At 71.2% G+C, this 22,515-nt stretch carries 26 protein-coding genes, 3 tRNA genes and 1 pseudogene; 20 read left to right on the top strand and 10 right to left on the bottom strand.

Translation table 11 applies throughout. The features are described 5' to 3' along the window. Positions 1 to 41 precede the first annotated feature (41 nt). Positions 42 to 2,333, top strand: a complete 2,292-nt coding sequence (locus tag GEV28_RS12295) for a serine/threonine-protein kinase (protein ID WP_291411787.1) — start codon at positions 42 to 44, stop codon at positions 2,331 to 2,333. Here the strand turns inward: GEV28_RS12295 and GEV28_RS12290 are convergent. Genes GEV28_RS12290 through GEV28_RS12280 form a run of 3 tightly spaced genes read right to left on the bottom strand, consistent with a single transcriptional unit; the run spans position 2,240 to position 4,911 of the window. After that, entirely contained in the window at positions 2,240 to 3,097 is an 858-nt protein-coding gene (locus GEV28_RS12290; protein WP_291411785.1) for a GDSL-type esterase/lipase family protein, read from the bottom strand. The two genes, GEV28_RS12295 and GEV28_RS12290, sit on opposite strands and share 94 nt — an antisense overlap. Further along, positions 3,094 to 4,320, bottom strand: a complete 1,227-nt coding sequence (locus GEV28_RS12285; RefSeq protein WP_291411783.1) for a metallophosphoesterase — start codon at positions 4,318 to 4,320, stop codon at positions 3,094 to 3,096. The genes GEV28_RS12290 and GEV28_RS12285 overlap by 4 nt, the downstream gene beginning before the upstream one ends. A gap of 12 nt (positions 4,321 to 4,332) precedes the next feature. Beyond that, positions 4,333 to 4,911: a PaaI family thioesterase gene (locus GEV28_RS12280; protein WP_291411781.1), complete on the bottom strand. Its 579-nt coding sequence runs from the start codon at positions 4,909 to 4,911 to the stop codon at positions 4,333 to 4,335. A gap of 68 nt (positions 4,912 to 4,979) precedes the next feature. Here GEV28_RS12280 and GEV28_RS12275 point away from each other — a divergent pair, with 68 nt between their 5' ends. The 6 genes from GEV28_RS12275 (at position 4,980) to GEV28_RS12250 (ending at position 8,687) form a co-directional block, all read left to right on the top strand. Then, the gene (locus GEV28_RS12275; protein WP_291411779.1) at positions 4,980 to 5,195 is read left to right on the top strand and encodes a hypothetical protein; all 216 of its coding nucleotides are present in this window, start codon (positions 4,980 to 4,982) and stop codon (positions 5,193 to 5,195) included. A gap of 108 nt (positions 5,196 to 5,303) precedes the next feature. Beyond that, positions 5,304 to 5,777: a hypothetical protein gene (locus tag GEV28_RS12270; protein ID WP_291411777.1), complete on the top strand. Its 474-nt coding sequence runs from the start codon at positions 5,304 to 5,306 to the stop codon at positions 5,775 to 5,777. Then, positions 5,774 to 6,997, top strand: a complete 1,224-nt coding sequence (locus GEV28_RS12265; RefSeq protein ID WP_291411775.1) for a PPE domain-containing protein — start codon at positions 5,774 to 5,776, stop codon at positions 6,995 to 6,997. The genes GEV28_RS12270 and GEV28_RS12265 overlap by 4 nt, the downstream gene beginning before the upstream one ends. A 21-nt stretch (positions 6,998 to 7,018) precedes the next feature. Then, positions 7,019 to 7,315 (top strand): hypothetical protein, encoded by a 297-nt coding sequence (locus GEV28_RS12260; protein WP_291411773.1) that lies wholly within the window; start codon positions 7,019 to 7,021, stop codon positions 7,313 to 7,315. Continuing rightward, positions 7,312 to 8,097: a putative T7SS-secreted protein gene (locus tag GEV28_RS12255; protein ID WP_291411771.1), complete on the top strand. Its 786-nt coding sequence runs from the start codon at positions 7,312 to 7,314 to the stop codon at positions 8,095 to 8,097. The genes GEV28_RS12260 and GEV28_RS12255 overlap by 4 nt, the downstream gene beginning before the upstream one ends. Next, entirely contained in the window at positions 8,094 to 8,687 is a 594-nt protein-coding gene (locus tag GEV28_RS12250) for a hypothetical protein (protein ID WP_291411769.1), read from the top strand. The genes GEV28_RS12255 and GEV28_RS12250 overlap by 4 nt, the downstream gene beginning before the upstream one ends. Here the strand turns inward: GEV28_RS12250 and GEV28_RS12245 are convergent. Further along, the gene (locus tag GEV28_RS12245; RefSeq protein ID WP_291411767.1) at positions 8,684 to 8,854 is read right to left on the bottom strand and encodes a hypothetical protein; all 171 of its coding nucleotides are present in this window, start codon (positions 8,852 to 8,854) and stop codon (positions 8,684 to 8,686) included. The two genes, GEV28_RS12250 and GEV28_RS12245, sit on opposite strands and share 4 nt — an antisense overlap. Before the next feature lie 64 nt (positions 8,855 to 8,918). On the opposite strand from GEV28_RS12245, the gene GEV28_RS12240 reads away from it, so the two are divergent. After that, positions 8,919 to 9,659 carry a helix-turn-helix domain-containing protein gene (locus tag GEV28_RS12240; protein ID WP_291411765.1) on the top strand — a complete coding sequence of 247 codons (741 nt, stop codon included), beginning with the start codon at positions 8,919 to 8,921 and terminating at the stop codon, positions 9,657 to 9,659. On the opposite strand, the gene GEV28_RS12235 is transcribed toward GEV28_RS12240, so the two are convergent. The 3 genes from GEV28_RS12235 to GEV28_RS12230 form a co-directional block, all read right to left on the bottom strand. Next, entirely contained in the window at positions 9,653 to 10,588 is a 936-nt protein-coding gene (locus tag GEV28_RS12235) for an AraC family transcriptional regulator (protein WP_291411763.1), read from the bottom strand. The two genes, GEV28_RS12240 and GEV28_RS12235, sit on opposite strands and share 7 nt — an antisense overlap. A 104-nt stretch (positions 10,589 to 10,692) precedes the next feature. Further along, the gene (locus tag GEV28_RS42265; protein WP_367115093.1) at positions 10,693 to 11,019 is read right to left on the bottom strand and encodes a L,D-transpeptidase; all 327 of its coding nucleotides are present in this window, start codon (positions 11,017 to 11,019) and stop codon (positions 10,693 to 10,695) included. Next, entirely contained in the window at positions 11,016 to 11,903 is an 888-nt protein-coding gene (locus GEV28_RS12230; RefSeq protein ID WP_367115092.1) for an Ig-like domain-containing protein, read from the bottom strand. Before GEV28_RS12230 ends, GEV28_RS42265 begins: the two co-directional genes overlap by 4 nt. Positions 11,904 to 12,250: 347 nt before the next feature. On the opposite strand from GEV28_RS12230, the gene GEV28_RS12225 reads away from it, so the two are divergent. Then, entirely contained in the window at positions 12,251 to 12,454 is a 204-nt protein-coding gene (locus GEV28_RS12225; protein ID WP_291411761.1) for a cold-shock protein, read from the top strand. Positions 12,455 to 12,536: 82 nt separating this feature from the next. On the opposite strand, the gene GEV28_RS12220 is transcribed toward GEV28_RS12225, so the two are convergent. Further along, a complete protein-coding gene (locus GEV28_RS12220; RefSeq protein WP_291411759.1) occupies positions 12,537 to 12,872 on the bottom strand; it encodes a hypothetical protein in 336 nt (111 codons plus the stop codon). Between the two features lie 704 nt (positions 12,873 to 13,576). Then, entirely contained in the window at positions 13,577 to 13,789 is a 213-nt protein-coding gene (locus GEV28_RS12215; protein WP_291411856.1) for a heavy-metal-associated domain-containing protein, read from the bottom strand. Between the two features lie 396 nt (positions 13,790 to 14,185). On the opposite strand from GEV28_RS12215, the gene GEV28_RS12210 reads away from it, so the two are divergent. The 4 genes from GEV28_RS12210 (at position 14,186) to GEV28_RS12195 (ending at position 14,984) form a co-directional block, all read left to right on the top strand. Beyond that, positions 14,186 to 14,434 carry a hypothetical protein gene (locus tag GEV28_RS12210; protein ID WP_291411757.1) on the top strand — a complete coding sequence of 83 codons (249 nt, stop codon included), beginning with the start codon at positions 14,186 to 14,188 and terminating at the stop codon, positions 14,432 to 14,434. Between the two features lie 112 nt (positions 14,435 to 14,546). Continuing rightward, positions 14,547 to 14,619 (top strand) — tRNA-Glu (locus GEV28_RS12205). Between the two features lie 13 nt (positions 14,620 to 14,632). After that, positions 14,633 to 14,706 (top strand) — tRNA-Asp (locus tag GEV28_RS12200). Between the two features lie 204 nt (positions 14,707 to 14,910). Further along, positions 14,911 to 14,984: transfer RNA gene (locus GEV28_RS12195), tRNA-Phe, on the top strand. Positions 14,985 to 15,042: 58 nt separating this feature from the next. On the opposite strand, the gene GEV28_RS12190 is transcribed toward GEV28_RS12195, so the two are convergent. Next, positions 15,043 to 15,171, bottom strand: coding sequence for a hypothetical protein (locus tag GEV28_RS12190; protein ID WP_291411755.1), 129 nt, complete (start codon positions 15,169 to 15,171; stop codon positions 15,043 to 15,045). A gap of 647 nt (positions 15,172 to 15,818) precedes the next feature. Between GEV28_RS12190 and GEV28_RS12185 the strand changes: the two genes are divergently transcribed. The 7 genes and pseudogenes from GEV28_RS12185 to GEV28_RS12155 all read left to right on the top strand — a co-directional run. After that, a complete protein-coding gene (locus GEV28_RS12185) occupies positions 15,819 to 17,327 on the top strand; it encodes a sugar transferase (RefSeq protein ID WP_291411753.1) in 1,509 nt (502 codons plus the stop codon). Beyond that, positions 17,324 to 18,559, top strand: a complete 1,236-nt coding sequence (locus tag GEV28_RS12180) for a class I SAM-dependent methyltransferase (RefSeq protein ID WP_291411855.1) — start codon at positions 17,324 to 17,326, stop codon at positions 18,557 to 18,559. Before GEV28_RS12185 ends, GEV28_RS12180 begins: the two co-directional genes overlap by 4 nt. Continuing rightward, positions 18,556 to 19,344 (top strand): glucose-1-phosphate cytidylyltransferase, encoded by a 789-nt coding sequence (locus GEV28_RS12175; protein ID WP_291411751.1) that lies wholly within the window; start codon positions 18,556 to 18,558, stop codon positions 19,342 to 19,344. The genes GEV28_RS12180 and GEV28_RS12175 overlap by 4 nt, the downstream gene beginning before the upstream one ends. Continuing rightward, positions 19,341 to 19,988, top strand: a complete 648-nt coding sequence (locus tag GEV28_RS12170) for a PIG-L deacetylase family protein (protein WP_291411749.1) — start codon at positions 19,341 to 19,343, stop codon at positions 19,986 to 19,988. Before GEV28_RS12175 ends, GEV28_RS12170 begins: the two co-directional genes overlap by 4 nt. A gap of 3 nt (positions 19,989 to 19,991) precedes the next feature. Then, positions 19,992 to 21,014 (top strand): NAD(P)-dependent oxidoreductase, encoded by a 1,023-nt coding sequence (locus tag GEV28_RS12165; RefSeq protein ID WP_291411748.1) that lies wholly within the window; start codon positions 19,992 to 19,994, stop codon positions 21,012 to 21,014. Next, positions 21,014 to 22,273, top strand: coding sequence for a DUF4910 domain-containing protein (locus GEV28_RS12160; RefSeq protein ID WP_291411746.1), 1,260 nt, complete (start codon positions 21,014 to 21,016; stop codon positions 22,271 to 22,273). The genes GEV28_RS12165 and GEV28_RS12160 overlap by 1 nt, the downstream gene beginning before the upstream one ends. A 5-nt stretch (positions 22,274 to 22,278) precedes the next feature. Further along, positions 22,279 to 22,515, top strand: a pseudogene (locus tag GEV28_RS12155) (hypothetical protein); the annotation flags it as partial.

Here is a 22,515-nt window from a genome sequence, read left to right as displayed (position 1 = left end):
GCGGGCCGCCCCAAGGGATGCAGTGGGGGCAGAACATCCCCATGCCCGACGTCCTCCCGCGGCAGCCCGGAGTTCGCCCGCCCAACGCGCTCGCCGACGACGAGCCACAGCCGACCAGCGTCCTCGGCGAGGTCCCGCAGACGCTCAGCATCGATCCGCCCAAGCCGCCGGAAGCCGCGGCCACCGCGCTGCAGGCGCCGCCGGACAGTACGCACAGCACCGGGTCCAGCTCGTTCCCCGGCACCGGCCGGCGGACCTCCTCCCGCACCTCCGGGCGGGGACGGCTCGGCGCCGGGCTGGTCGAGGTGCCCGTCGTCCCCGTCAAGGACCCGGCCTCGGCCGTCCTGACCGACCCCGCGGTCAGCGAGAACAAGCGGTTCTGCAGCAACTGCGGCGCCGAGGTCGGCCGCGGCAAGGACGACCGGCCCGGCACCACCGAGGGCGAGTGCGCCACCTGCGGCACGCCGTTCAACTTCCGGCCGCGCCTCTTCCGGGGCGACCTTGTCGGCGGGCAGTACGAGGTGCTCGGGTGCCTGGCCTACGGCGGGCTGGGCTGGATCTACCTGGCCAAGGACCACAACGTCTCCGACCGGTGGGTCGTGCTCAAGGGCATGATCGACACCGGCGACGCCACCTCCATGGCGTCCGCGGTGGCCGAGCGCCGCTTCCTGGCCGAGGTCGAGCACCCCAACGTGGTGCGCATCTACAACTTCGTCCAGCACCCGGACCCCAAGACCGGCAACCTCGTCGGCTACATCGTGATGGAGTACGTCGGCGGCCAGTCGCTTCGCCAGCTGGCCCTCGAGCACCACCGGGAGACCGGGCGCGCGGAACCGCTGCCGATCGGCCAGGTCATCGCCTACGGGCTCGAGATCCTGCCCGCGATCGGCTACCTGCACAGCATCACCATGCTCTACTGCGACCTCAAACCGGACAACGTGATCCAGGCCGGCGAGCAGCTCAAGCTCATCGACCTCGGCGCCGTGCGGCAGACCGACGACTACGAGAGCCCGCTGTTCTTCACCCTCGGCTACTCCGCGCCGGAGCTCGCCACCGAGGGCGCCACGGTCGCCTCCGACATCTACACCGTCGGCCGCACGCTCGCCGTGCTGTCGATCGAGTTCGCCGGCTACACCACGCGGCACAAGTACACCCTGCCCGGCTCGGACGAGGAGCCGCTGTTCGCGCTGTTCGGCTCCTACCACCGGGTCCTCAAGCGTGCCACGCACGAGAACGCCGCGCTGCGGTTCACCTCCGCCGAGGAGATGGCCGACCAGCTCACCGGCGTGCTGCGCGAGGTGATGGCGCTCGGCACCGGCCGCCCGCGGCCCGGCACGTCGACCGTGTTCGCGTTGGAGACCAGGACGTTCGGCTCCGGCATGGTCGTCGGCGAGCGCGGGTCGCTGCCGTCGCCGAACCCGCTCGAGGTGGCGTCGATCCTGCCGCTGCCGATGGTCGACACGCACGACCACGCGGCCAGCACCCTCGCGAGCATCACCGCCACCGAGCCCGCGGAGGCGGTGGCCGCGCTCGCCTCCGCGCCGCAGGACTCGATCGAGGTGCGGCTGCGGATGGTCCGAGCCCGGCTCGAGCTGGGTGACCTGCGGGCCGCGGCCAACGAGCTCGAGGCCGCCCGCAGGCTCGTCACCGACCCCGCCGACTGGCGGCCCGACTGGTACCAGGGCCTGATCGCGGTCGCGACCCACCGGCCGGTCGACGCCACGGCCGCGTTCGAGAAGGTCTACGACGCGGTGCCCGGCGAGATCGCGCCCAAGCTCGCGCTCGCGGTCAGTGCCGAGTACGCCGGCAACTACTTCGCCGCCGCGCGGTACTACGAGCTGGTGTGGCGTACCGACCGGGCCTGGGTGAGCGCCGCGTTCGGTCTGGCCAGGGTCTATCTCGCGCAGGGCGCCCGGGCCAGCGCGATCGAGGTTCTCGAGGCCGTGCCGGACACCTCCAGCCACCACGTCGCCGCCCAGGTCGCCGCCATCAAGATCAAGACCAGGGCCGACGAGGTCGCCAAGGTCGGCGAGCACGACCTGCACGACGCCGCCCGCCGGCTCGAACGCCTGGCCCTGGACGCCGAGCGCCGCACGACCCTGTCGGCCGAGGTGCTGGAGGCCGCGTACAGCTGGGTGCGGGCGGGCCGCCCCGGCGCGGCCGCGGACAACTCCGACGCCCGCATGGTCCTCGGCTGCCGGCTGTCCGAAAAGGAGCTTCGGTTCGGCCTTGAACGCTGCTACCGCGCGCTGGCCCGCCTCGCGAGCACCCCGGAACAACGCCACGAGCTCGTCGACAAGGCCAACGCGATCCGCCCCCGCACCCTCACGTAGCCATGAACCGCTCGACCAGGTCCGCGGCGACCCGGCCGGCGTCGCTCGCCAGGTGCAGGCCGTCGGTGTGGATCGCATAGCCGTTGAGGCGGCCGACCCGGTCCAGATCGACGCCCAGTCCCAGGCGCAGCACGCGCCCGGAGGAACGGCCACGACGACTCGGCCAGGCCCTTGCCGGTGGGACCCCGCCGCGCCAGCAGGTCCGTGAGGCGCTCGGGCAAGGGCAGGTAGGCGACGTCCTCGTCGGCGGCGACGCGCCGGACGGCGGCGGCGAGCCGGGCCGCGGCGGCGCCGACGGGCGAGTCGGGTCGCTCACCCGGCGGCTGGAACGACAGCAGCGCGATCCGGGCGCCGGTCGCTCGCAGGCCGGCCACGATGGCCGTGAGGTTGGCGGTGAACGCCTCGAGGTCCAGCGGCTCGTCGCGGGCGAGCAGGTCGTTGCCGCCCACCTGCACCACGACGTGGCCGGGCGTGCACGCGACGACGTCCGGCAGCCGGTCGAGCACCTGCGCCGAGGTCTCCCCGTTGATGCCGGCGTTGACCCACTCGAACGCCGGCAGCCGGCGGGCGAGCTCGTCGACCCAGTTGAAGCTGATGTTGCCGTGCACGGTGCTCGCGCCGAGGCACACGACGCGCGGGCGGCCCGACGAGGCGCGGGCCAGGACCGCGGCCGGGTTGTTGGCCGGCGGGCGCCGGAACCGGGTGAACGCGCGGACGACGACGAGGACCAGCGCCACCGGCACCGTGAGCCAGGCGTACCTCACCGCACCAGCTCGATGACCGTGATGTCCGGCGGCGCGCCGACCCGGACCGGCGGGCCCCAGAAACCCGCGCCGCGGGTGACGTACAGCCAGGTGTCGTCCACTTTGGACAACCCGGCCAGCGAGGGCTGGGCGAGCGAGACGACGTGGTGGAACGGGTACAGCTGGCCGCCGTGGGTGTGGCCGGACAGCTGCAGGTCGACACCCCGCTCGGCGGCGTCGGAGACCTGCACCGGCTGGTGGGCCATCAACACCACCGGCCGATCCTCGGGCCGGCCGTCCAGCGCCTTGCCGAAGTCCGGGCCGTCGTCACGCGAGCGGCCGCTCACGTCGGTGACGCCGGCCAGGTCGAGCGACGCGCCGCCGCGGGTGATCGTCGTCCGTTCGTTGCGCAAGGTGTGCACGCCCAGCCGGTCCAGCTCGCGGATCCACGCGTCCGGGTCGATGAAGTACTCGTGGTTGCCCGTGACGAAGAAGCTGCCCTCGCGCGACACCAGGTCCCGCAGCGGTTCGGCGGCCGGGCCGAGCTCCTCGGGTGTGCCGTCGGCCAGGTCGCCGACGATCGCGACGAGGTCGGGCGACTGCTCGTTGATCATGCGGACGACCCGCTCGGTGTGCGGCCGGCCGAGGATCGCGCTGAGGTGGATGTCGCTGACCACGGCGATCCGGAAGCCGGCGAGGCCGGGGTCCAACCGGCGCAAACCCACCGGCACCCGCAGCAGGTCGGGCGGGCCGAGCGCGTTGCCGATCCCGACGCCGACGAGCGACACCGAGGCGGCCCCGGCGACCAGCCCGGCGCCGCGGGCGAGGAACAGCCTGCGGCTCTGGTTGATCTCGGGCTTGCCGGAACGCGCCGCCTCGGGCAGCGGCTCGGGGTCCGGGGCCGGGGTGACGGGTGCCGCGTCGGTGGTGGCGGTGGCCTCCAGCGGGCGGCGGCGCACCCACCCGCGCAGAGCCAGCCGCGGCAGCTCCAGCACCAGCGTGATGAGGAAGAGGTATACGACCACGGCGAACCAGATGTAGCCCGGCCAGGCGAACCACCGCGCCACGTCCGGCTCGACCGACCGGCCCAGCGTCAGCGTGACGAACACCAGCACCGCGAGCAGGGTGAACGCGACCGAGCCGACCCTGCGCCACACCCCCTTCGCGGTGGTGTCCTTGACCAGCCTCTTCCACACGTAAAAGTGCATGAGCGCGACCAGCGCGCTGAGGATCACGCCGAACATCGAACGCTCCTGTCAGGGGTTGATGTCGAAGCGCCGCCGCAGCAGGCTGGGATCCTCGGCGACCGCGCGCAGGTCCTCCGCGCGGCCGTGCTCGATGAAGTGGCTGAACTCGACGATCACGAACAGCGCCCTGGCCCGGAGCGCGACCGGTCCGTCCGGCGCGTCGAGCCTGCCGTCCGCGCTCGCGTACACCTTGCGCCCGGCGATCCCGTCGAGCTTGCCGACGATGTGCAGGGTCGAGCCGATCGGCACCGGCCGCAGGAAGTCGGTCTCGAGCTTGCCGGTGACCGCGGGCCTGCGGAGCAGGTGGCCGACGGTCGCGCCGAGCGCCTCGTCGAACGCGCAGGCCAGCAGGCCGCCGTGGGCCAGGCCCGGCGCGCCCTGGTGGGCGTCGGTGACGGTGAACTGGGCGAGGATCGTCTGCCCCGCACCGGCCTCGGCATGCAGGTGCAGACCGTGCTCGACCTCGTCACCGCAGCCGAAGCAGTAGGCGTAGTGGGCGCCGAGCTTGCTGCCTGGGGCGGGGGCGTCCGGATGCCGGTCCGGGTGCTCGACCTCGACCGGAGGCCACGGTGGGGGTACGCGACTCACGCGAACAGCGTAGTTCGGGACCGCTGAGAACCTTTCAGCCCGTGATGTTGCCCGGATGAGTCGTGCCCGTGCCCCGCTGTGCAGCCGCGCTGGGGCCGCCGCCTGCCGGGCGGGTGGAATGGAACGGACCGAGGAGGTGCGCCATCGAACAGGACCAGCCGGGCAGGCCCGACGCGGAAAGCATCCCTTCGGTGCTGGACGTGCTGGCGCCGGCGCTGGAACGCTCCTCGGTACTGGCCGACGAGCTGGCCCGGCTCCTGCTCCCGGCGCGCTTGTTCAGCTGAGTCGCGATTGTGACCAGTTGTGCACAAGGCGCTGGATTTGCTGGTCCGCGAGAGTCACTATGGCCAGGCTGATGCCCACAGGGCGAGGGATCCGGGTGGAGGTTGCGCATGGCGCGCGAACGGGTGGACAGCTTCACCGAGGCGAAGGAGCTGTACCGCGAACACAGGCGGGAACGCCACCGGGCGCACCTGACCGACCTCACGGTCGGCGCGACGCCGCAGTTCGGCGCGACCGGCACCAACGTGGACGGCGTCGCCACCGACTTCGCGGCACTCGCCGCCGCCGAGCACAAGCTCGCGGACCTGCACGACGACCTGGAGCGGCAGCTGCGGGAGGCCGCCGAGCTCTCCGAGCCGCTCGGTGACGGCTCGAGCCCGGTGACCGGACCGATGCGCAAGGCGTTCATGCATCGGGTCGACATCGACGGCGGCGTGCAAGGCGCACTGTGGGACTACATGCAGGAGCTGATCGCCGTCCGGATCGCCATCCTCAAGACGCTGGACACCTACCGGGGGGTCGACGGCGACACCGTGGCCCGGCTGCAGCAGCAGATGGCTCGCATGGAAGGGGAGGGCGAGTGACGGACGCGCCCGACGGCTACGACACCGACCGCCTGCACCGCACCAGCCGCGAGGTGCACGGCAGGTCCAAGGCCGACGTCACGCATGGCGAGAAGAACAAGAAGGTGCGGAAGGGCAACCGCAAGGCCTCCCACTTCGGCAAGGTCAACTGGGACGTCTACCAGCACAACGAGCTCTACGACATGATCATGCGGGCCGACCCGGCCAGGATGTCGAACCATGCCGACCGCTGGACGAAGCTCGCCGGCGCGATCGAGCGGACCACGGGTGCGGTGCAGGCCGTCGTCCAGGAGGTCATGGGCACCTGGCAGGGCCAGGCCGCGGTGAGCGCCGCCGAGGCGAACAGCAGGCTGATGACCTGGGCGGGCACCGCGAGCCACACCGCCGACCAGATCGCCGTCGGCATGTCCAACTACACCGACGCGGTCATCCACGCGCAGCGCAAGATGCCGGAGCCGGGCTACGCCACCGCCGAGCGCAACTTCCGCGAGGGCTACACGGTCACGATGACCGGTGGCCCGAGCGACGCGGTGTTCCTCAAGCAGCTGCTCTCGGACGGCATGGTGAGCCACCGGGAGGCGCAGGAGCGCAAGGCCGAGGCCGTCGCGGTGATGGAGAGCTACGAGTCGCGGAGCAAGGACGTCCACGACTCGATGCCGCGGTTCGACGGGGCCGCGCCGCAGCTCCAGGACGCGCCGGCCTGGACGCCGCGCCCGCCCGACCCGGTGGCCGATCCGCCTTCGGGGGGCGGATCGACCCCGCCCGGACCCGGGCCGTCCGACCCGCCGTCATCGCCGTCCACCGTCCCCGGCGCGAACGCCTCGACCGTGGCGGCCGGCTACGTCGACCCGTTCATGTCCGGCTCGGCCGGCCCGGGTGGTCCCGGCGGGCAGGGTGGCACGGGCTACGGCGGTGGGATCGGGAGCTTGTCCGGCGGTGGCGCCGGCGCGGACGCCGTTCGGGGCGGTGTCGGCATCGGTGGCGGCGTCGGCGCGGGTGCGCTCGCCGGCCGGGGCATGCCCGGCGGGTCGGGGGTGATCGGCGGCGTCCCGGGTGGGGCCGCGGCGGGTGCGCGGGGCGGCGCCGGAGCGTTCGGCGGCATGCCGTTCGGCGGCGGCGCGAACGGGGACGAGGACAAGGAGCACAAGAACAAGTACGACGACGGCCTCGACCTGTTGGAGGACCTGCCGCCCGCCTATCCTCCGGTGTTCGGCGCGTAGCGCGAAGCTGAGGAGGCGGCCGTGTCCGGGTTCGAGGCCGATCTGGCCGCCATCGGGGTCACCGCGCGGGTGCTGGGCGCCGCGGCGGAGTCCGTGTCCGGCGCGGTCGACAAGCTCGACGGTTGTGCCGGCCTGGGTCCCGGCCGGCTCGACGCCGTGGTCGGCGAGCTGATCGCCGGCACCCGCGAGGAGCTCACCGCGGTGCTGCGGGCGGTCGGCGACGATGCCGCGCTGGTCGAGTCGATCGGCGGCGGGTATGCCGCGCTCGACGACGCCGCGCTCGACCGGCTGCGCCGCGCCGGCGGTGACCGGTGGTGACCTACCGGGGCCTGGAGTTCGACCCGACGCCCGGCCGGCTGGACTCCGTGCACGCCGCGATCGCGCAGCTGACCTCGGCCGACTCGGCGCTCGGCGCGGTCGAACCGGCGCTGCGGGACGCGGAGCGGCAGTCCGCGGCCTGGCAGGGCGAGGCGGCCGACACGTTCCGCGCCAGGCTGCACGCCACCCCGTCGGACTTCGACGGCACGCGGCGACGCCTGCGCGACGCGGTGGCCGCGCTCGAGGGGTGGGCCCGCACGCTCGTGGCCGACAAGCGGCACACCGAGGAGCTGGACGCGAGAGCGGTGCGGTTGCGCCGCCGGCTCGACGACGCCCGGGACGCCGTGCAGGACAAGCAGAACGCGCTCGACCTCGCCGCGACGCCGTCCGCAGCGGCCGGGGCGAGCATCGAGCTGTCCGGCGCCACGAGCCGGGTCGCCGACCTGGAGACGGCGCTCTCCTCGGTCCTCGACGAGGCGCGTGACCTGGAACGGGAGCACCGGCGGGCGGCCGACGAGGTCGCCGACGCCCTGGCCGTCGCGGGCGGTGCCGCCCCGACGCCCCGCGCGGAGAGCTCGGCGATCCGCGCCCTGGCCGGCGTCCTGGGCTCGGCCTCGCGCACCTCGGCCGCGCTCGGCGGCCTGCTGCGCCCACCCCGGGCCGGCCCGGTCCAGGTGCCGAGCGGCGCGGGCTCGGCCTTCGCCGGGGCGCTGACCGGCGGGCTCAGACCCTCCGGTGAGCTGATCGTCCTCGGCGAGACCCCGCTGCAGGCCGAGTCGTGAAGCTCGCCGCGATCCAGGGGGTCACCCCCGTGTCCGTGCAGTCGGTCGAGGCGACCGAGCGCGCGTTGACCGACTCGATGATCGAGGTCCGCGGTCGCGACTCCGCGCACGACCCCGGCATCGCGCTCGCCGCCCGCGACGCCGCGGAGCTCGCCCACGCGAACGGCGCGGGCCTGGTGGCGGTCGTGACGCACCAGAACGCCGACCCGGCGATCCTCGTCGGCATGGTCGTCACCGCCGACGCCCCGCTCGGCCCGGACGCCGCGGCCGAGCTGCGGCACTACCTCGCCGACGCCGGCAGCGCCGACATCCGTGAGGTGACCGAGTCCCGCACCGAACGCGGCTACCCCGTGGTGATCGCGGAACGGCTCGTGGTGGACGGCCCGTCCCGGACCGGGCTCCCGTCGGGGTGCCAGCTCCAGGCGGTCGTCATCGACCCGACCGGCAAGCGGATGGCGGTGTTCACCCTGCACTCGACCACCGGCCGCGGCTGGCTGGAGCTGGCCACCGTACTCGGCCGGCTGGTGTCATCGGTGGACTTCGAGGTGGCGCCGAACGACCCGAGGATGCGGGTGTCGAGCGGCCGCTAGTGTCGCGGCCGGACAGCGCCAGCAGGCGGTCCAGTGTGGCGCGCCACCTCGTCGTGCACGTACTCGAACTCGGTGCACGGGGTCGGTGCGTCGAGCTGGTCCGGCTCGACGGTGCGGACGATCTCGAGCAGCGGCGTGGCCGCCTGGGCGATGTGCTTCGCGGACATGGCGTCAGGCAAACCAGCCCGCGATCCCGGCCGGCTAGAACAAACGCCACGTAGACTCGGGCCCGTGCCCAGGGACACGCGCGAGCTAGGCAGTGCCTGGTTGACCTACCAGCGGCACGACTTCCCGCTGCCGTCGCCGGAGCTGGAACGGTACGTCTCCTACTACTGGGACGTCTCCTGGGACTACGCCGAGCCCTACCGGCAGAAGATCGTCCCGTATCCCAACGTGCACCTGACCTTCCAGGACGGTGCCGCTTACGTGCGCGGCGTCGCGAGCGGCCACCAGACCAAGGTGCTCGCCGGCCGGAGCGGCGTGTTCGGCGTGGCGTTCCGGCCAGGCTGCTTCCGGCCGTTCCTGCACGCGTCCGTGTCGACGATCACCGACCGGTCCCTCGACGCCCGCGAGGTGTTCACCGACCTCCCGGACCGGCCGAGCGTGGAGACCGTCGAGCGGTGCCTGCTCGCGCGGCGGCCGGCGCCCGACCCGCGGGCGGACGAGGCCGCGGACATCGTCTCGATGATCGTCGCCAAGCCCGACCTCACGAGGGTCGACGACCTGGCGCACGCGAGCGGTATGAGCGTCCGCGGGCTGCAACGGCTGTTCGCCGAGTACGTCGGCATCGGGCCGAAGTGGGTGATCCGCCGCTACCGGCTGCACGAGGTCACCGAGCGGCTGGCGAAAGGCGCGGAGATCGACTGGGCGTCGCTCGCCGTCGAGCTCGGCTACGCCGACCAGGCCCACTTCGTCCGCGACTTCAAGGAGATGTTCGGCGAGACGCCCACCTGGTACGCCGCGCGCTACTGATCGCGCAGGACGCGGTCGCGGTAGTCGCGCGGGGCCTCGCCGACCACCTTGCGGAACGTCCGCGAGAAGTGCGCCGCGTTGGCGAAGCCGCACTGCCGGGAGATCTCGCCGATGCCCTTCACCGCGTGCGCCGGGTCGCCGAGCAGCTCCTTCGCCCGGTCGATGCGCAGCTGCCTGATCCGGCCGGACACCCCGTCCCCGTCATCGAAGAGCTGGTAGAGCCGGCGCCGGGAGATGAACAACGCGTCGGCGATCCGGTCCGCGGACAGCGCGGGGTCGGCCAGGTTCTCCTTGATGTACTCCACCGCGTCGCGCCGCCGGGTCGCGATCGCGTCGGCCCGGTTGAGCTCCGTCCGCAACGCGCTGCGCAGCACCAGCTCGGCGAGCCCGGTGAGGTACGGCTTGATCCCGTGCTGGTCCAGCGACTCGGCCACCACGAGCAGGTGTGCCACCGCCGCGGCGAACAGCGTCTGCAGCGGCCGCTCCACCGGCACCGGGCGGAACAGCAGCGGTCGCAGCTCCCCGAAGCTGATCGACAGCTTGCTCGTGGCCACGGTGAGCAGCACGGTCCCGTGCCGCCCGGCCGGCTGGGCCCGCAGCGAGCACTCGGGGAAGCGGAGGCTCACCCCGGCCGCCGGCAGGTAGCGGGGCAGCGAGGCCCGCATGACCAGCTGGATCTGGTCGGGCTCGACCTTGGCCTTGGCGAGCGAGGGTTGACGGATCGCGTCGATAGCAACCCGCGCCGCGCTCGCCCCGGACGCCCGGACGACGAGATAGCCGGCGGCCACCTCGCCGGCCACCTCGCTGCCGGGTTGCTCGGGCTCGGCGTCCGGCCCGGTGCCCGGGGAGCCCAGCGCGGCGGACAGCGCGGCGAACCGGCGTTCCAGGTCGGCCGGGACCCGCCGGGGTCGAGCCGCCCCACCTTGCATCGCCGCTCCCGCCCTTGACGTCGCCGGCATTATGCCCGCGACGCTCCACCGCGGTCAGCCGAACGGGTCAGCCGGAGGCGTCAGGCGACCGCGGACATCCCGATCTACTGGTCCCACGGGACGGCCCAGTCGTAGTAGTCGCCGTCGGCCGCGTCGAGCTGCTTGTTGCTGCCGGAGATCTCCACCGGGTCGCCGACCAGCGCGCTGTCGAAGTAGGTCTTGGCGTTGCTCGGGGAGAGGTTCACGCAGCCGTGCGAGACGTTCTGGCTGCCCTGCGCCCACACCGACGGCCCGTACCCGTGCACGAACTCGCCGTTGTTGGAGATCCGCACCGCCCACGGGACCACCACGTCGAAGTAGTCGTACTTCGGGTTGGACATCGAGTACGACTCGTGCTTGGACATCACCACGTGCGTGCCGCTGTTGGTCACCCGGCCGGGTCGGAGTCGAGGCCCATGCTGGCCGGGAAGTCCTGGACGAGCTTGCCGCCGCGGAACACCTGCAGCCGGTGGGTCTGCGTGTCGGCCTTCACGACCTGGTTGCGGCCGATGGTGAACTGCGAGGTCATGTCGTCGTTGCCGTAGGAGCCTTCCCCGTAGGGCACGCCGTAGAGCTGGAGGTTCACCGTCACGTGGGTGCCGGCCGGCCAGTAGGCCTTCGGCCGCCAGTGCGCCCGGCGATCGTCGAGCCAGGCCCAGGCGCCCTCGACCGGCACGGACGTCTGCACGGTCATCGACCGCTGCGCGGCGGCCTTGTCGGTGACCGGCCCGTCGAACGTGACCGCGATCGGCATCGCGACGCCGTAGGTCTTGCCGTCCCCCGTGTTGATCGTGGTGTTGACGAGCGAGTCCGGCGTGACCGTGGTGAACGCGCCGGCGATCTGCTTCCGCTCCCCGTCCGCGCCGAGCGCGGTGCCCGCCCAGGTGTAGGTCTTGGCGTAGCCGAGCGGCTCCGCGACCGTCCAGGACGTCTTGTCCGGCGCCAGGGTCCCCTTGACCTGCTTGCCGGTCGGGTTGGTGAGGGTGAGCGTCTCGATGCTGCCGTCGGCGACGGTGACCTTGACCGGCGCCACCGGGCTGACGTTCCGCGCGCCCGCGGCCGGCTGCAGCGCGATCTGCGCGGCCGGCTTGGGCTTGGCCTGGACCTTCGGCGCGTCGTCCGTGCCGCCACCCGCGGGCCGCGCGTCCCCGTCGCCGGAGCTGCACGCCGTCAGCCCCAACGTCGCGACCACCCCGGCGGCCAGCAGGGCCAGCGTCAGGCCGCCAGGTCGGCGGCCTGACGTCCTGCGACCAGATCCACCCCGACGAGCGCTCATCCATCCCCCTGTCGATACCCCGGCGTCCGCACACCTCTTTCGACGCCTTTGGTCGGTGTGACGTTGACTCATTCGGATGTGACACAGATCACAGCTGATCACCCCTCCTCAAGCTGCGTAGATCGGGTGAGGGGCGTAATCCCCTGTGTGCTGGTGGTAGTGCTACGGCTCCTCTCCGCGATAAGCTTTCTCGCGCAGGCCGTAGTTTCTGTGTTCGTGCTTTCCACGCTCGCGGAACGAAAACGCGGGCGTGCGGCTCTTTCGCTGAGGTTGGCGGAGGCAACGCCCGGGGGCTGCCGGGGTTGCACGGTGTAACCCCATGCTGATCCTGCGATGGAGGCAGGTAGATGGCACAGGGCACTGTGAAGTGGTTCAACTCCGAGAAGGGCTTCGGGTTCATCGCCGTCGACGACGGCGATGCCGATGTCTTCGTGCACTACTCGGAGATCCAGGGCAAGGGATTCCGCACCCTGGAAGAGAACCAGCGGGTCGAGTTCGAGGTCGGGCAGGGCACCAAGGGCCCCCAGGCCACGAACGTCCGCGCGCTCTAGTTCTCTCGGCGCGAAACTAAAGGGCCCCGGTCATTGCGACCGGGGCCCTGCTGGCTTGTTCGGGGTTGAATTCGGGGGTTTTCTAGCGTCGGTGGAGGTGCTGGGACTCCCACTCGAGGCGCTGGAGAACCCATTCCTGGGCGAGCGCCATCGGGGAGGTTTGGTGGTGGGCGGCGAGCTCGCGGAGCTGCTCGTTGGCCATGAGGGGGAGGCGCAGCTGGTAGACCTGCGCGCCGCCGAACCGGCGGCCGGACCCGGTGGACTCGGGGTCGCCTTCTGGGGAAAGTGCCGCGAGGTAGGACTCCAGGTCCTCGTCGGGCCGATCTTCCTGCTCCTGGCCCTCGGTGCGATGGCGCCCGGCGTTGGCGGCGTCATCCGCCGCCTTGACACTCGGTCGACTGCGTCCTGTGAAAAGCACATCGAGAGGGTAACGAACTGATTGCGGTCAACCAAGCGAGACAACCCTTTTTCACCGGTAAAGGTACGTGCACCCTCAGTAGTGAGAACAAAACCCCACTTCAGGTAGGCCCCAAAGATCGAACCCCCCAAAAGTGATCGCACAGATCACACCCACCCGCGACCGCCAACACCCCTTCGACGCGCTTCGACACACCCGGCGGAGACCGGCGAGGGCCCCGCGAGATCGATGCCCCCGAGCGCCAACAGCCCGAGAGCCGATGGCGGAAGCCCGAGAGCCGATGGCGGAAGCCCGAGAGCCGATGGCGGAAGCCCAAGAGCCGATGGCGGAAGCCCGAGAGCCGACAGCCCGAACGCTGGTGAATACTCAGAGTGATCACGCTGGGTCCGGAGGAGCTCGCACCGTGGGGGGTTCGGGGGGCTCGGCCCCCCGGAGATACAAGCACCCGGCGAAGGCGCCCAAGCGTCGAGCAGGGTTGGAGAGGCCCCCGCGCCAGGGGGAGGAACGCGGGGGCCGGAGGGGATCTCCACAGGCGCTGACCGGGGGTGTGTCAGCGAAACGATTGTTGCACGCACACGCGCTTCGTGGGAGTGGGTAGGCGGGAAAAATTGGGAGAACTGTTCACCTACTGCTCGCGGCGGAGCGGCACTCTTCAACGGGAACCCGCACGCGCGTGTTGTGGAGCCCGGGGTCTGTCCGAGCGGTCAGTCGGCGAGGTGGTGGCCGGCGTGCGCGAGGGCCGCTTCGACCCGCGGCCGGCTCAGCTCGTCGGCGCTCGCGACCGTCACCGCGCCGGTGTCGAGGTTCACCGCGACATCCGTGACGTGGTCGAGCTCGGACAGCTCCTCGGTGACCGAGGCGGCGCAATGGTCGCAGGTCATCCCGGTGACGTTGAACACGTTGTAGATCGTGTGCATGGGCACTGCAGGTTCCTCCTCATCGGCGAACTCCCCATCCCGTCCTGTCTTCGACGGGCGACACGCCGCGCTTGAGGGATGCGGTGTCCCCCACATGGGTCGGCTTGTCCGAAATGCCGTTACCGCAGGTCATGGCCCAACCATGGGCCAACCCGATGGGCGTTCCCCGTCGGCGGGGTGTCGTCTCGGTGGGCACGCGAGGGGTGCGCAGTGACCGTTTTGCGTCCGTTCGAGTGATCACGGGGGTCCGTCACGCGAATGGTCTCGCTCACTCGAGGGGGCCCGAATCACCCCTGACTACTATCCGTGGGGTCGGGATTCACTCCTCGGGGGGCTGTGGACAGTGCCCTCCGTCTCATAGCCTCTCCGCCAATACCTGATGGTCGGGGAGGCGACATGAGCGGACCGGTCGAAGTTCGTGACTTCCTGCTACAACATGAAACCCGTGACACCTCGCTCGCGTTCGGCACGGGTGGCGTCCCCGCACCGCGCTCAGGCGAGACATCGCGGGTCACCGACGAGCAGGTGCACCGCGCCCAGCTTGCCGTGGCCCGCGGCGCCAAGGACGTGGAGGACTGCCGCGAGCTGCTCGAGATGCTCGGCCTCGCGCCGGGGGACGACGGCGTCCCACCGGTCCGCCGGTAGCCGGCCTTCGGTGGGCCCGGGGTTTCCCGAGGTGGAGCGGTTGGCGATACCCGCTTTGTATGCAGGGCGGGTCGTGTCCTATGCTTTCCGTGCTCCCAAGCGGGCAACCCGGGCTCCCATCGTCTAGCGGCCTAGGACTCCGCCCTTTCAAGGCGGCAGCGCGGGTTCGAATCCCGTTGGGAGCACGTACTACAGCAAGGCCCAGTGGCGCAGTTGGTTAGCGCGTCGCCCTGTCACGGCGAAGGTCGCGGGTTCGAGTCCCGTCTGGGTCGCGGAGGTTCCGGGTGGGCCGTGCCCGCGGAGTGCGCGGGCCGGGTCACCTCCGTGTGAAGTTGGGGGGCCGAGCCCCCCAGACCCCCCACCGGTGCGAGCTCCTCCGGACCCGGCGTGGTTGCGTTGGGGCCGGACCAGCCTCAGACGAAGTTCCGAGGCCGGGGCCAACCTCGGAAGAGGTTGGGCTGGGCCAGCTAGGTCTTGGCCAGGTAGCTCAGTTGGTATGAGCGACCGCCTGAAAAGCGGTAGGTCGGCGGTTCGATCCCGCCCCTGGCCACCTGCAAAAACAGCCCCCGGCGAAGATCACCGGGGGCTGTTGGGTCTCAGTTCGGGTCTCAGTCCTCGTCGTCGGACTCGTCCTCGGGGACGGTCAGGTTCCGGTCGGTGAGGAGCGCTTGGACGGCGCGCTTCAGCCACTTCACGTCGTCTCGGACCTCAACCACCGTCGTGACGATCGCGGTCACGTCTTCCTCGGTCGTTGTGCCCGTGATTCCAGACCGCGCACCCGCGCCTCAAGGTCAGCGAACGTCGTTGCCATGGCCGAGACTCTACCGTCCGCAGCCGTTCTCGTCGGGGTCTCAATGCGGGTCTCAGTACAGGTCGGGTCGGGTCCGTTCAGGCGAGGGCGAAACCGTCTCTGAGCAGGATGACATCAGTCCCACAACCTCCGGTGAACGATCTTCCGGCGAACTGAAAAGCGGTAGGTCGGCGGTTCGACCCCGCCCCTGGCCACTCGATGCCCCGGTGATCCTGTCGCCGGGGTTTTTTGCGCTCCGCCCCCCTCTGCTCCGCCGCCCCTTCGGGCACGGGGTCGTCCGGTTGCGCTCCTTCTGGTGGGGTCGGTCTGCTGCGGAATGTGATCGACTTCGCACGTTGGGAGAGCCTATCGCGCTATCGGTGCTGGTCCACGGTGCGGACCTCCCTCTTCAGGGGGATACGAGTCTCACGTTCCGTGTAACAGTCGCCGTTCGTTCAGCGAATCTCAGAACGCGACCACGGCTCGGCAGGGGCAAACCGATTCGTTGGGTCGCAAGCGAATCGGACCGCACTGGGCTCTCGGGGACGCCCTTCAACCCGTCGTGCGCGCACGCGTGCGGCTGGGGGGACCACAATGAGTGACCAACAGTTGGGCGCCCCACGTCGGAGATCGACGATCTGGCGGGGCTTGTCCGTCAACCGACACACGCTCGCCCTGCCAGTCGGCGAACCAGCGCGGCTTCCCGTTGCCGGCTGGGAGCCCGCCTACCGCAGGTACGTCATCCTCTCCGACGTCCTCGTCACCTTCCTCACCGCACTGATCGTCGGCGGGCTGATCTCGGTCAGCGGCGCCGCGCTCTTCAAGGACCTCGTGCTCGGCGGGCTCACCGTCCTCGTCGTCCTCGTCTCGCTCGCCATGAACAGAGCGTGGCACCTCGTCGTGCTCGGCCAGGGCGCGGAAGAGTACGTCCGGCTCGGCCGCGGCATGTTCGCCGCCGCCGTGGCGCTCGGGCTCGCCGGGCTCGCCACCGGCGTCGTCTCGGCCCGGCCGTGGGTGTTCATCGTCATCCCGGTCGCCGCGCTCGTCGCGCTGCTGTCCCGCTACCTGCTCCGCCAGCTCCTGCACAAGGCCCGCCGCGTCGGCGAGTGCCTGCTGCCGGTCATGGTCGCCGGGGGCGTGGACTCCGTGCGCGACATGATCACCCGTACCAAGGCCGCGCCACACATCGGCTGGCAGGTCGCCGCCGTCTGCACCGCCGACGGCACCGGCACCACCAGCGACCACGTCGACGGTGTCTCCGTGGTCGGCCGGCTCGACGAGGTCGCGGAGCACGTCCGCCGTGGCGGCTACCGCATCGTCGCGATCACCGCCGACCCCTACTGGACCCCACGCCGGCTGCAGCGGCTCGCCTGGAAGCTCGAGGGCTCCGGGGCGGAGATGGTCGTCGCCCCGACGCTCATGGAGGTGGCCGGTCCCCGGCTGCACGTCAGCGGCGTTCTCGGGATGCCGCTGCTGCGGGTCAGCGCACCCGTGTTCACCGGCATGCGCCGCGCGGTCAAGGGCGTGGTCGACCGGGTCGGTGCCTTCCTCATGCTGGCGATCACCGGGCCGATGATGGTCCTCACCGCGCTCGCCATCATGATCGACAGCCGCGGGCCCGTGTTCTACAAGCAGCGCCGGGTCGGCAAGTCCGGCAAGGAGTTCACCATCGTCAAGTTCCGCACGATGGTCCGCGACGCCGACCGGCGCAAGGCCCGGCTCGCCAAGACCAACGAAGGCGCCGGCGTGCTGTTCAAGATGCGCAAGGACCCCCGGATCACCCGGGTCGGCGCGATCCTGCGGCGCTACTCGGTCGACGAGCTGCCGCAGCTGTTCAACGTGCTCACCGGCGCCATGTCCCTCGTGGGACCGCGGCCGCCGCTGCCGGAGGAGTCCGCCCGCTACGAGCCGGACATGCGGCGCCGGCTGCTCGTCAAACCCGGGTTGACCGGACTGTGGCAGGTCAGCGGTCGTAGCGACCTGTCATGGGAGGAAGCGGTCCGGTTGGACCTGCGATATGTGGAGGACTGGTCGCTCGCCATGGACGCGATGATCTTGTGGAAGACCTTCCGAGCGGTGCTCGGCGGGCAGGGGGCGTACTGATGACCTGTCGGCTGTGCGGATCCGCCGACCTCGTGAGCGTCGTCGACCTCGGGGCCACCCCGCCGTGTGAGCTCTTCCTCACCGCGGAGCAGGTCGACGAGCCCGAGATGACCTACCCGCTGCACCTGCGGGTGTGCACCGGCTGCTGGCTCGCCCAGCTGCCACCGCTCATCACGCCCGAGGACACCTTCACCGAGTACGCCTACTTCTCGTCGTACTCGACCTCCTGGGTCGAGCACGCCAAGAAGCTCGTGCTCGACTCGGTGGTCCGCTTCGGGCTCGGCGCCGACTCGTTCGTCGTCGAGGTCGCCAGCAACGACGGCTACCTCCTCCAGCACGTGGCCGCAGGCGGCATCCGCTGCCTCGGCATCGAGCCGTCGGTCAACGTCGGCGCCGCCGCGCGGGAGAAGGGCGTCCCCACGGTCACCGCGTTCCTCGGTCCCGACACCGGTGCCACGGTCCGCGCCGAGCACGGGCCCGCGGACCTCGTGGTGGCCAACAACGTCTACGCGCACATCCCGGACGTCGTGGGCTTCACGAAGGGCCTGCGCGCACTGGTCGCCGACGACGGCTGGGTGTCGGTCGAGGTGCAGCACCTGCTGACGCTGTTCGAGCGCAACCAGTACGACACGATCTACCACGAGCACTTCCAGTACTACACCGTCGCCTCCGCGCAGCGCGCGCTGGCGAGCGGCGGGCTGGCCCTCGTGGACGTCGAGCTGCTCGACACGCACGGCGGCTCGATCCGGCTGTTCGCCCGCCCGGCGGAGATCGCGGGCGAGCCCGGCCGGCGGGTGTCCGACGTGCTCGCCAGCGAGAAGGCCGCGGGGCTGCACGAGCTCGCCGGCTACACCGAGTTCGCCCGCCGGGTGGCCGCGGTCCGCCGCGACCTGCTCGGCTTCCTCACCGTGGCCGCCGCCCAGGGCAGGACCGTGGTCGGCTACGGCGCGCCCGGCAAGGGCAACACGCTGCTCAACCACTGTGGCATCCGCCCGGATCTCCTGGCGTACACGGTGGACAGGAATCCCTACAAGCACGGCAGGTTCACCCCGGGCACCCGGATCCCGATCCTGCCTCCGGAACGGATCGCCGAGGATCGGCCGGACTACGTGCTCGTGCTGCCGTGGAACCTGCGCGCGGAGCTCGTCGAGCAACTGTCCTATGTGGGCGAATGGGGCGGGCGGCTCGTCTTCCCCATTCCGAGCCTGGAGATCGTTGAGGTAAAGCCATGAAGGTCGCTCTCTTCTGCGGCGGGTACGGGATGCGCATGCGCAACGGCACCGCCGACGACGTGCCCAAGCCGATGGCGATGGTCGGCCCGCGTCCGCTGATCTGGCACGTCATGCGCTACTACGCACACTTCGGGCACACCGAGTTCGTGCTGTGCCTCGGCTACGGCGCGCACCACATCAAGAAGTTCTTCCTCGACTACGAGGAGACCGTCTCCAACGACTTCGTCCTGCGAGACGGCAAGGCCGAGCTGCTGGGCACCGACATCGCGGACTGGTCGATCTCGTTCATCCAGACCGGCATCGAGTCGGCCATCGGCGAGCGGCTGCGCCGGGTGCGCGAGCACCTCGACGGCGACGAGATGTTCCTCGCCAACTACGCCGACGTGCTCACCGACGCGCCACTGGACCTGATGATCGACCGGTTCCGCGACTCCGACGCGGGCGCGTCGATGATGGTCGTCCCGCCGCAGTCGTCGTTCCACTGCGTGGAGATGGGCGAGGACAACAAGGTCGGCGCGATCACCGCGGTCAGCGAGATGCCGCTGTGGGAGAACGGCGGCTACTTCGTGCTCCGTCAGGACGTCTTCGACCACATCCCCAAGGGCGGCGACCTGGTCGCGGACGGCTGCGCCGAGCTCGCCAAGCGGGGCAGGCTGCTGGCCTACCCCTACCGCGGGTTCTGGAGGCCGACCGACACGGTCAAGGAACGGTTCGCGCTCGACGAGGGCTACTCGCGCGGTGAGCGGCCGTGGGCGCTGTGGGACAACGAGCGGGTCTCCGCGTGATCCGGTTGGGGAGCGGCCGGCTCGACCGCGTGGTGGCGCTCGGCGCACACTGCGACGACATCGCGATCGGCGCGGGCGGGACGCTGCTCGCGATCTGCGCGGCCCGGCCGGGAGTCCGGGTCGACGCGCTGGTGCTCTCGGGCGGTGGCAGCGAACGGGAGGACGAGGAACTGGCCGCGCTCGCTGCCTTCTGCCCCGGCGCCGACCTGCACCCGACGGTGCTGAAGCTGCCCGACGGGCGGCTGCCCGCGCACTGGGACGAGGCCAAGTCCGCGCTCGAGGAGCTGCGCGGCCGCACCGACCCGGACCTGATCCTCGCGCCTCGCACCGACGACGCCCACCAGGACCACCGGGGCCTCGCCCAGCTGGTGCCGACCGCGTTCCGGGGGGCGCTGGTGCTCGGCTACGAGATCGTGAAGTGGGACGGCGACCTCGGCCGGCCCAACGCCTACCAGCCGATGTCGCCCGAGCTCGCCGAGAAAAAAGTCGAGCTCCTGCAACGGCACTACGCCTCGCAGCGACATCGTCCGTGGTACGACCGGGAGGCCTTCCTCGGTCTGGCCCGGATCCGCGGGATCGAATGCCAGGCCCGTTACGCCGAGGCCTTCCACGTCACCAAGTTCATTCTCGACCTGGAGGGCTGAGAGATGCGCGTCCTGCTGACGGGCCACAAGGGGTACCTGGGCACGGTGATGGCCCCCGTGCTGAAGACCGCCGGGCACGAGGTGGTGGGCCTGGACTCGGGCCTGTTCGCCGACTGCGTGCTGGGCGGGACGCCGCTCGACCCGCCGGGCCACGACGTCGACCTGCGCGACGTCACCCTCGCCCACGTGTCCGATGTGGACGCCGTGATCCACCTGGCGGCGCTGTCGAACGACCCGCTCGGCGCGCTGGCGCCCGAGCTGACCTACGACATCAACCACCGCGCCGCGGTCCGCCTCGCGCGGCTCGCGCGCGACGCCGGGGTCACGCGGTTCCTCTACGCCTCGACCTGCTCGGTCTACGGCGCGTCCGGTGGCGACGACCTGGTCGACGAGGACGCGCCGCTGCGCCCGGTGACCCCGTACGCGGAGTCCAAGGTGCTCGTCGAGGGCGACCTGCACGAGCTCGCCGACGACGACTTCACCCCGGTCTACCTGCGCAACGCCACCGCGTTCGGCTACTCGCCGCGGCTGCGCGCGGACATCGTGCTGAACAACCTGGTGGGCCACGCCTTCCTGTCCGGTGAGGTGCTGGTGCTCTCCGACGGCACGCCGTGGCGCCCGCTGGTGCACGCCGCCGACATCGCGAAGGCGTTCCTCGCCGCACTGGAGGCGCCCCGGGAGGCGGTGCACGACGAGGCGTTCAACATCGGCACCGAGCGCAACAACGTGACCGTCGCCGAGATCGCCGCCGAGGTGGTCGAGGCGGTGCCCGGCTCGCGGCTGCGGATCACCGGCGAGGCAGGCGCCGACCCGCTCTCCTACCGGGTCGACTTCGCCAAGTTCCGCGCGGCGATCCCCGGGTTCGAGTGCGCGTGGACGGTCAAGGACGGCGCGCTCGAGCTGATCGAGGCCTACCAGCGGCACGAGCTGACCGTCGACTCCTTCGAACGACGGTTCACCCGGCTCGCCTGGCTGCGCGACCGCTCCCGCGGCGGCTTGGTCGACGACACCTTGCGGCACTCCTGATGCAGCCCGGTGCGCGGATGCATGCTCTGGTGCGGCGGTTGTACCCGCTGTGCCGGAGCATCACCGGCGACGGCGTGCGCGCCACCCTCGACATCATCGGCGAGCAGCTGCCGCTGACCGTGCACGAGGTGCCCACCGGCACCGAGGTGCTCGACTGGACCGTGCCGCGGGAGTGGAACATCCGGGACGCCTACGTGGCCGACGCCACCGGTCGCCGGGTGGTCGACTTCCGGGAGTCGAGCCTGCACGTGGTCGGCTACAGCGTGCCGGTGCACACCACGATGCCGCTCGCCGAGCTGCGCGGACACCTGCACACGCTGCCCGACCAGCCGTCGCTCGTGCCGTACCGGACCAGCTACTACGCGCCCACCTGGGGCTTCTGCCTTGCCCAGGACACCCTGGACGCGCTGCCGGACGGCGACTACGAGGTGCGGATCGACAGCACGCTCGCCGACGGGCACCTGACCTACGCCGAGCACGTCGTGCCGGGCCAGGTCACCGACGAGGTGATCGTGTCCTGCCACGTCTGCCACCCGGCGCTCGCCAACGACAACATGGCCGCCGTCGCGGTGGCGATCGAGCTCGCGCGGGGCCTCGTGGACCCTTACCACACCTACCGGTTCATCTTCGCGCCCGGCACGATCGGCGCGATCACCTGGCTCGCGTGCAACGCGGAGCAGGTCGAGAAGGTCGCGCACGGGCTGGTCCTCGCCTGCGCGGGCGACCGGGGCTCGCTGACCTACAAGCGGAGCCGGCGCGGCGACGCGGAGATCGACCGGGTGCTCGCACACGTGCTGCGCGACCGTCCACATGAGATCCGGCCGTTCTCGCCCTACGGCTACGACGAGCGGCAGTACTGCTCGCCGGGCTTCAACCTCGGCGTCGGCTGCCTGACCAGGACCCCGTACGCCGAGTACCCGGAGTACCACACGTCCGGCGACAACCCCGACCTCGTCGCGCCCGACGCCATGGTCGACACCCTCGAGGTCCTGCGCACGGCGGTCTCGGTGCTGGAGCGGAACCGGACCTACGTGAACCTGTCCCCGTACGGCGAGCCGCAGCTGGGCAGGCGCGGGCTGTACGACTCGCTCGGCGGGCGCAGCGACGCCAAGCAGGCCCAGCTCGCGATGCTGTGGGTGCTCAGCTACTCCGACGGCGAGCACAGCCTGCTGGACATCGCCGAGCGCGCCGGCCTCCCGTTCGACCCCGTCGTCGCCGCGGCGTCCGCGCTGCACGCCGCCGGTCTGCTGAAGGTGTGAGCCCGATGCGGGGGTTGGCGGGGCGACTCAGCTGGGGACTCGCGGATCAGGCGGTGTCGAGCCTGACCAACTTCGTGGTGGGCGTGTTCGTCGCCCGCGAGCTCGGCGTCACCGCGTTCGGCGTCTTCAGCCTCGCCTGGGTCACCTACGGCGTGCTGCTCAACGTCTCCCGTGGCTTGGCCACCGATCCGCTCGTCGTCCGGTTCAGCGGCGTCGCGGCCGACCTGTGGCGGGCCGCGACG

The organism is Actinophytocola sp. (assembly GCF_009379765.1).
Lineage (GTDB): Bacteria > Actinomycetota > Actinomycetes > Mycobacteriales > Pseudonocardiaceae > Actinophytocola.
Note: the sequence above shows the minus strand (reverse complement) of the source record. Positions and strands in the feature narration are given on the sequence as shown.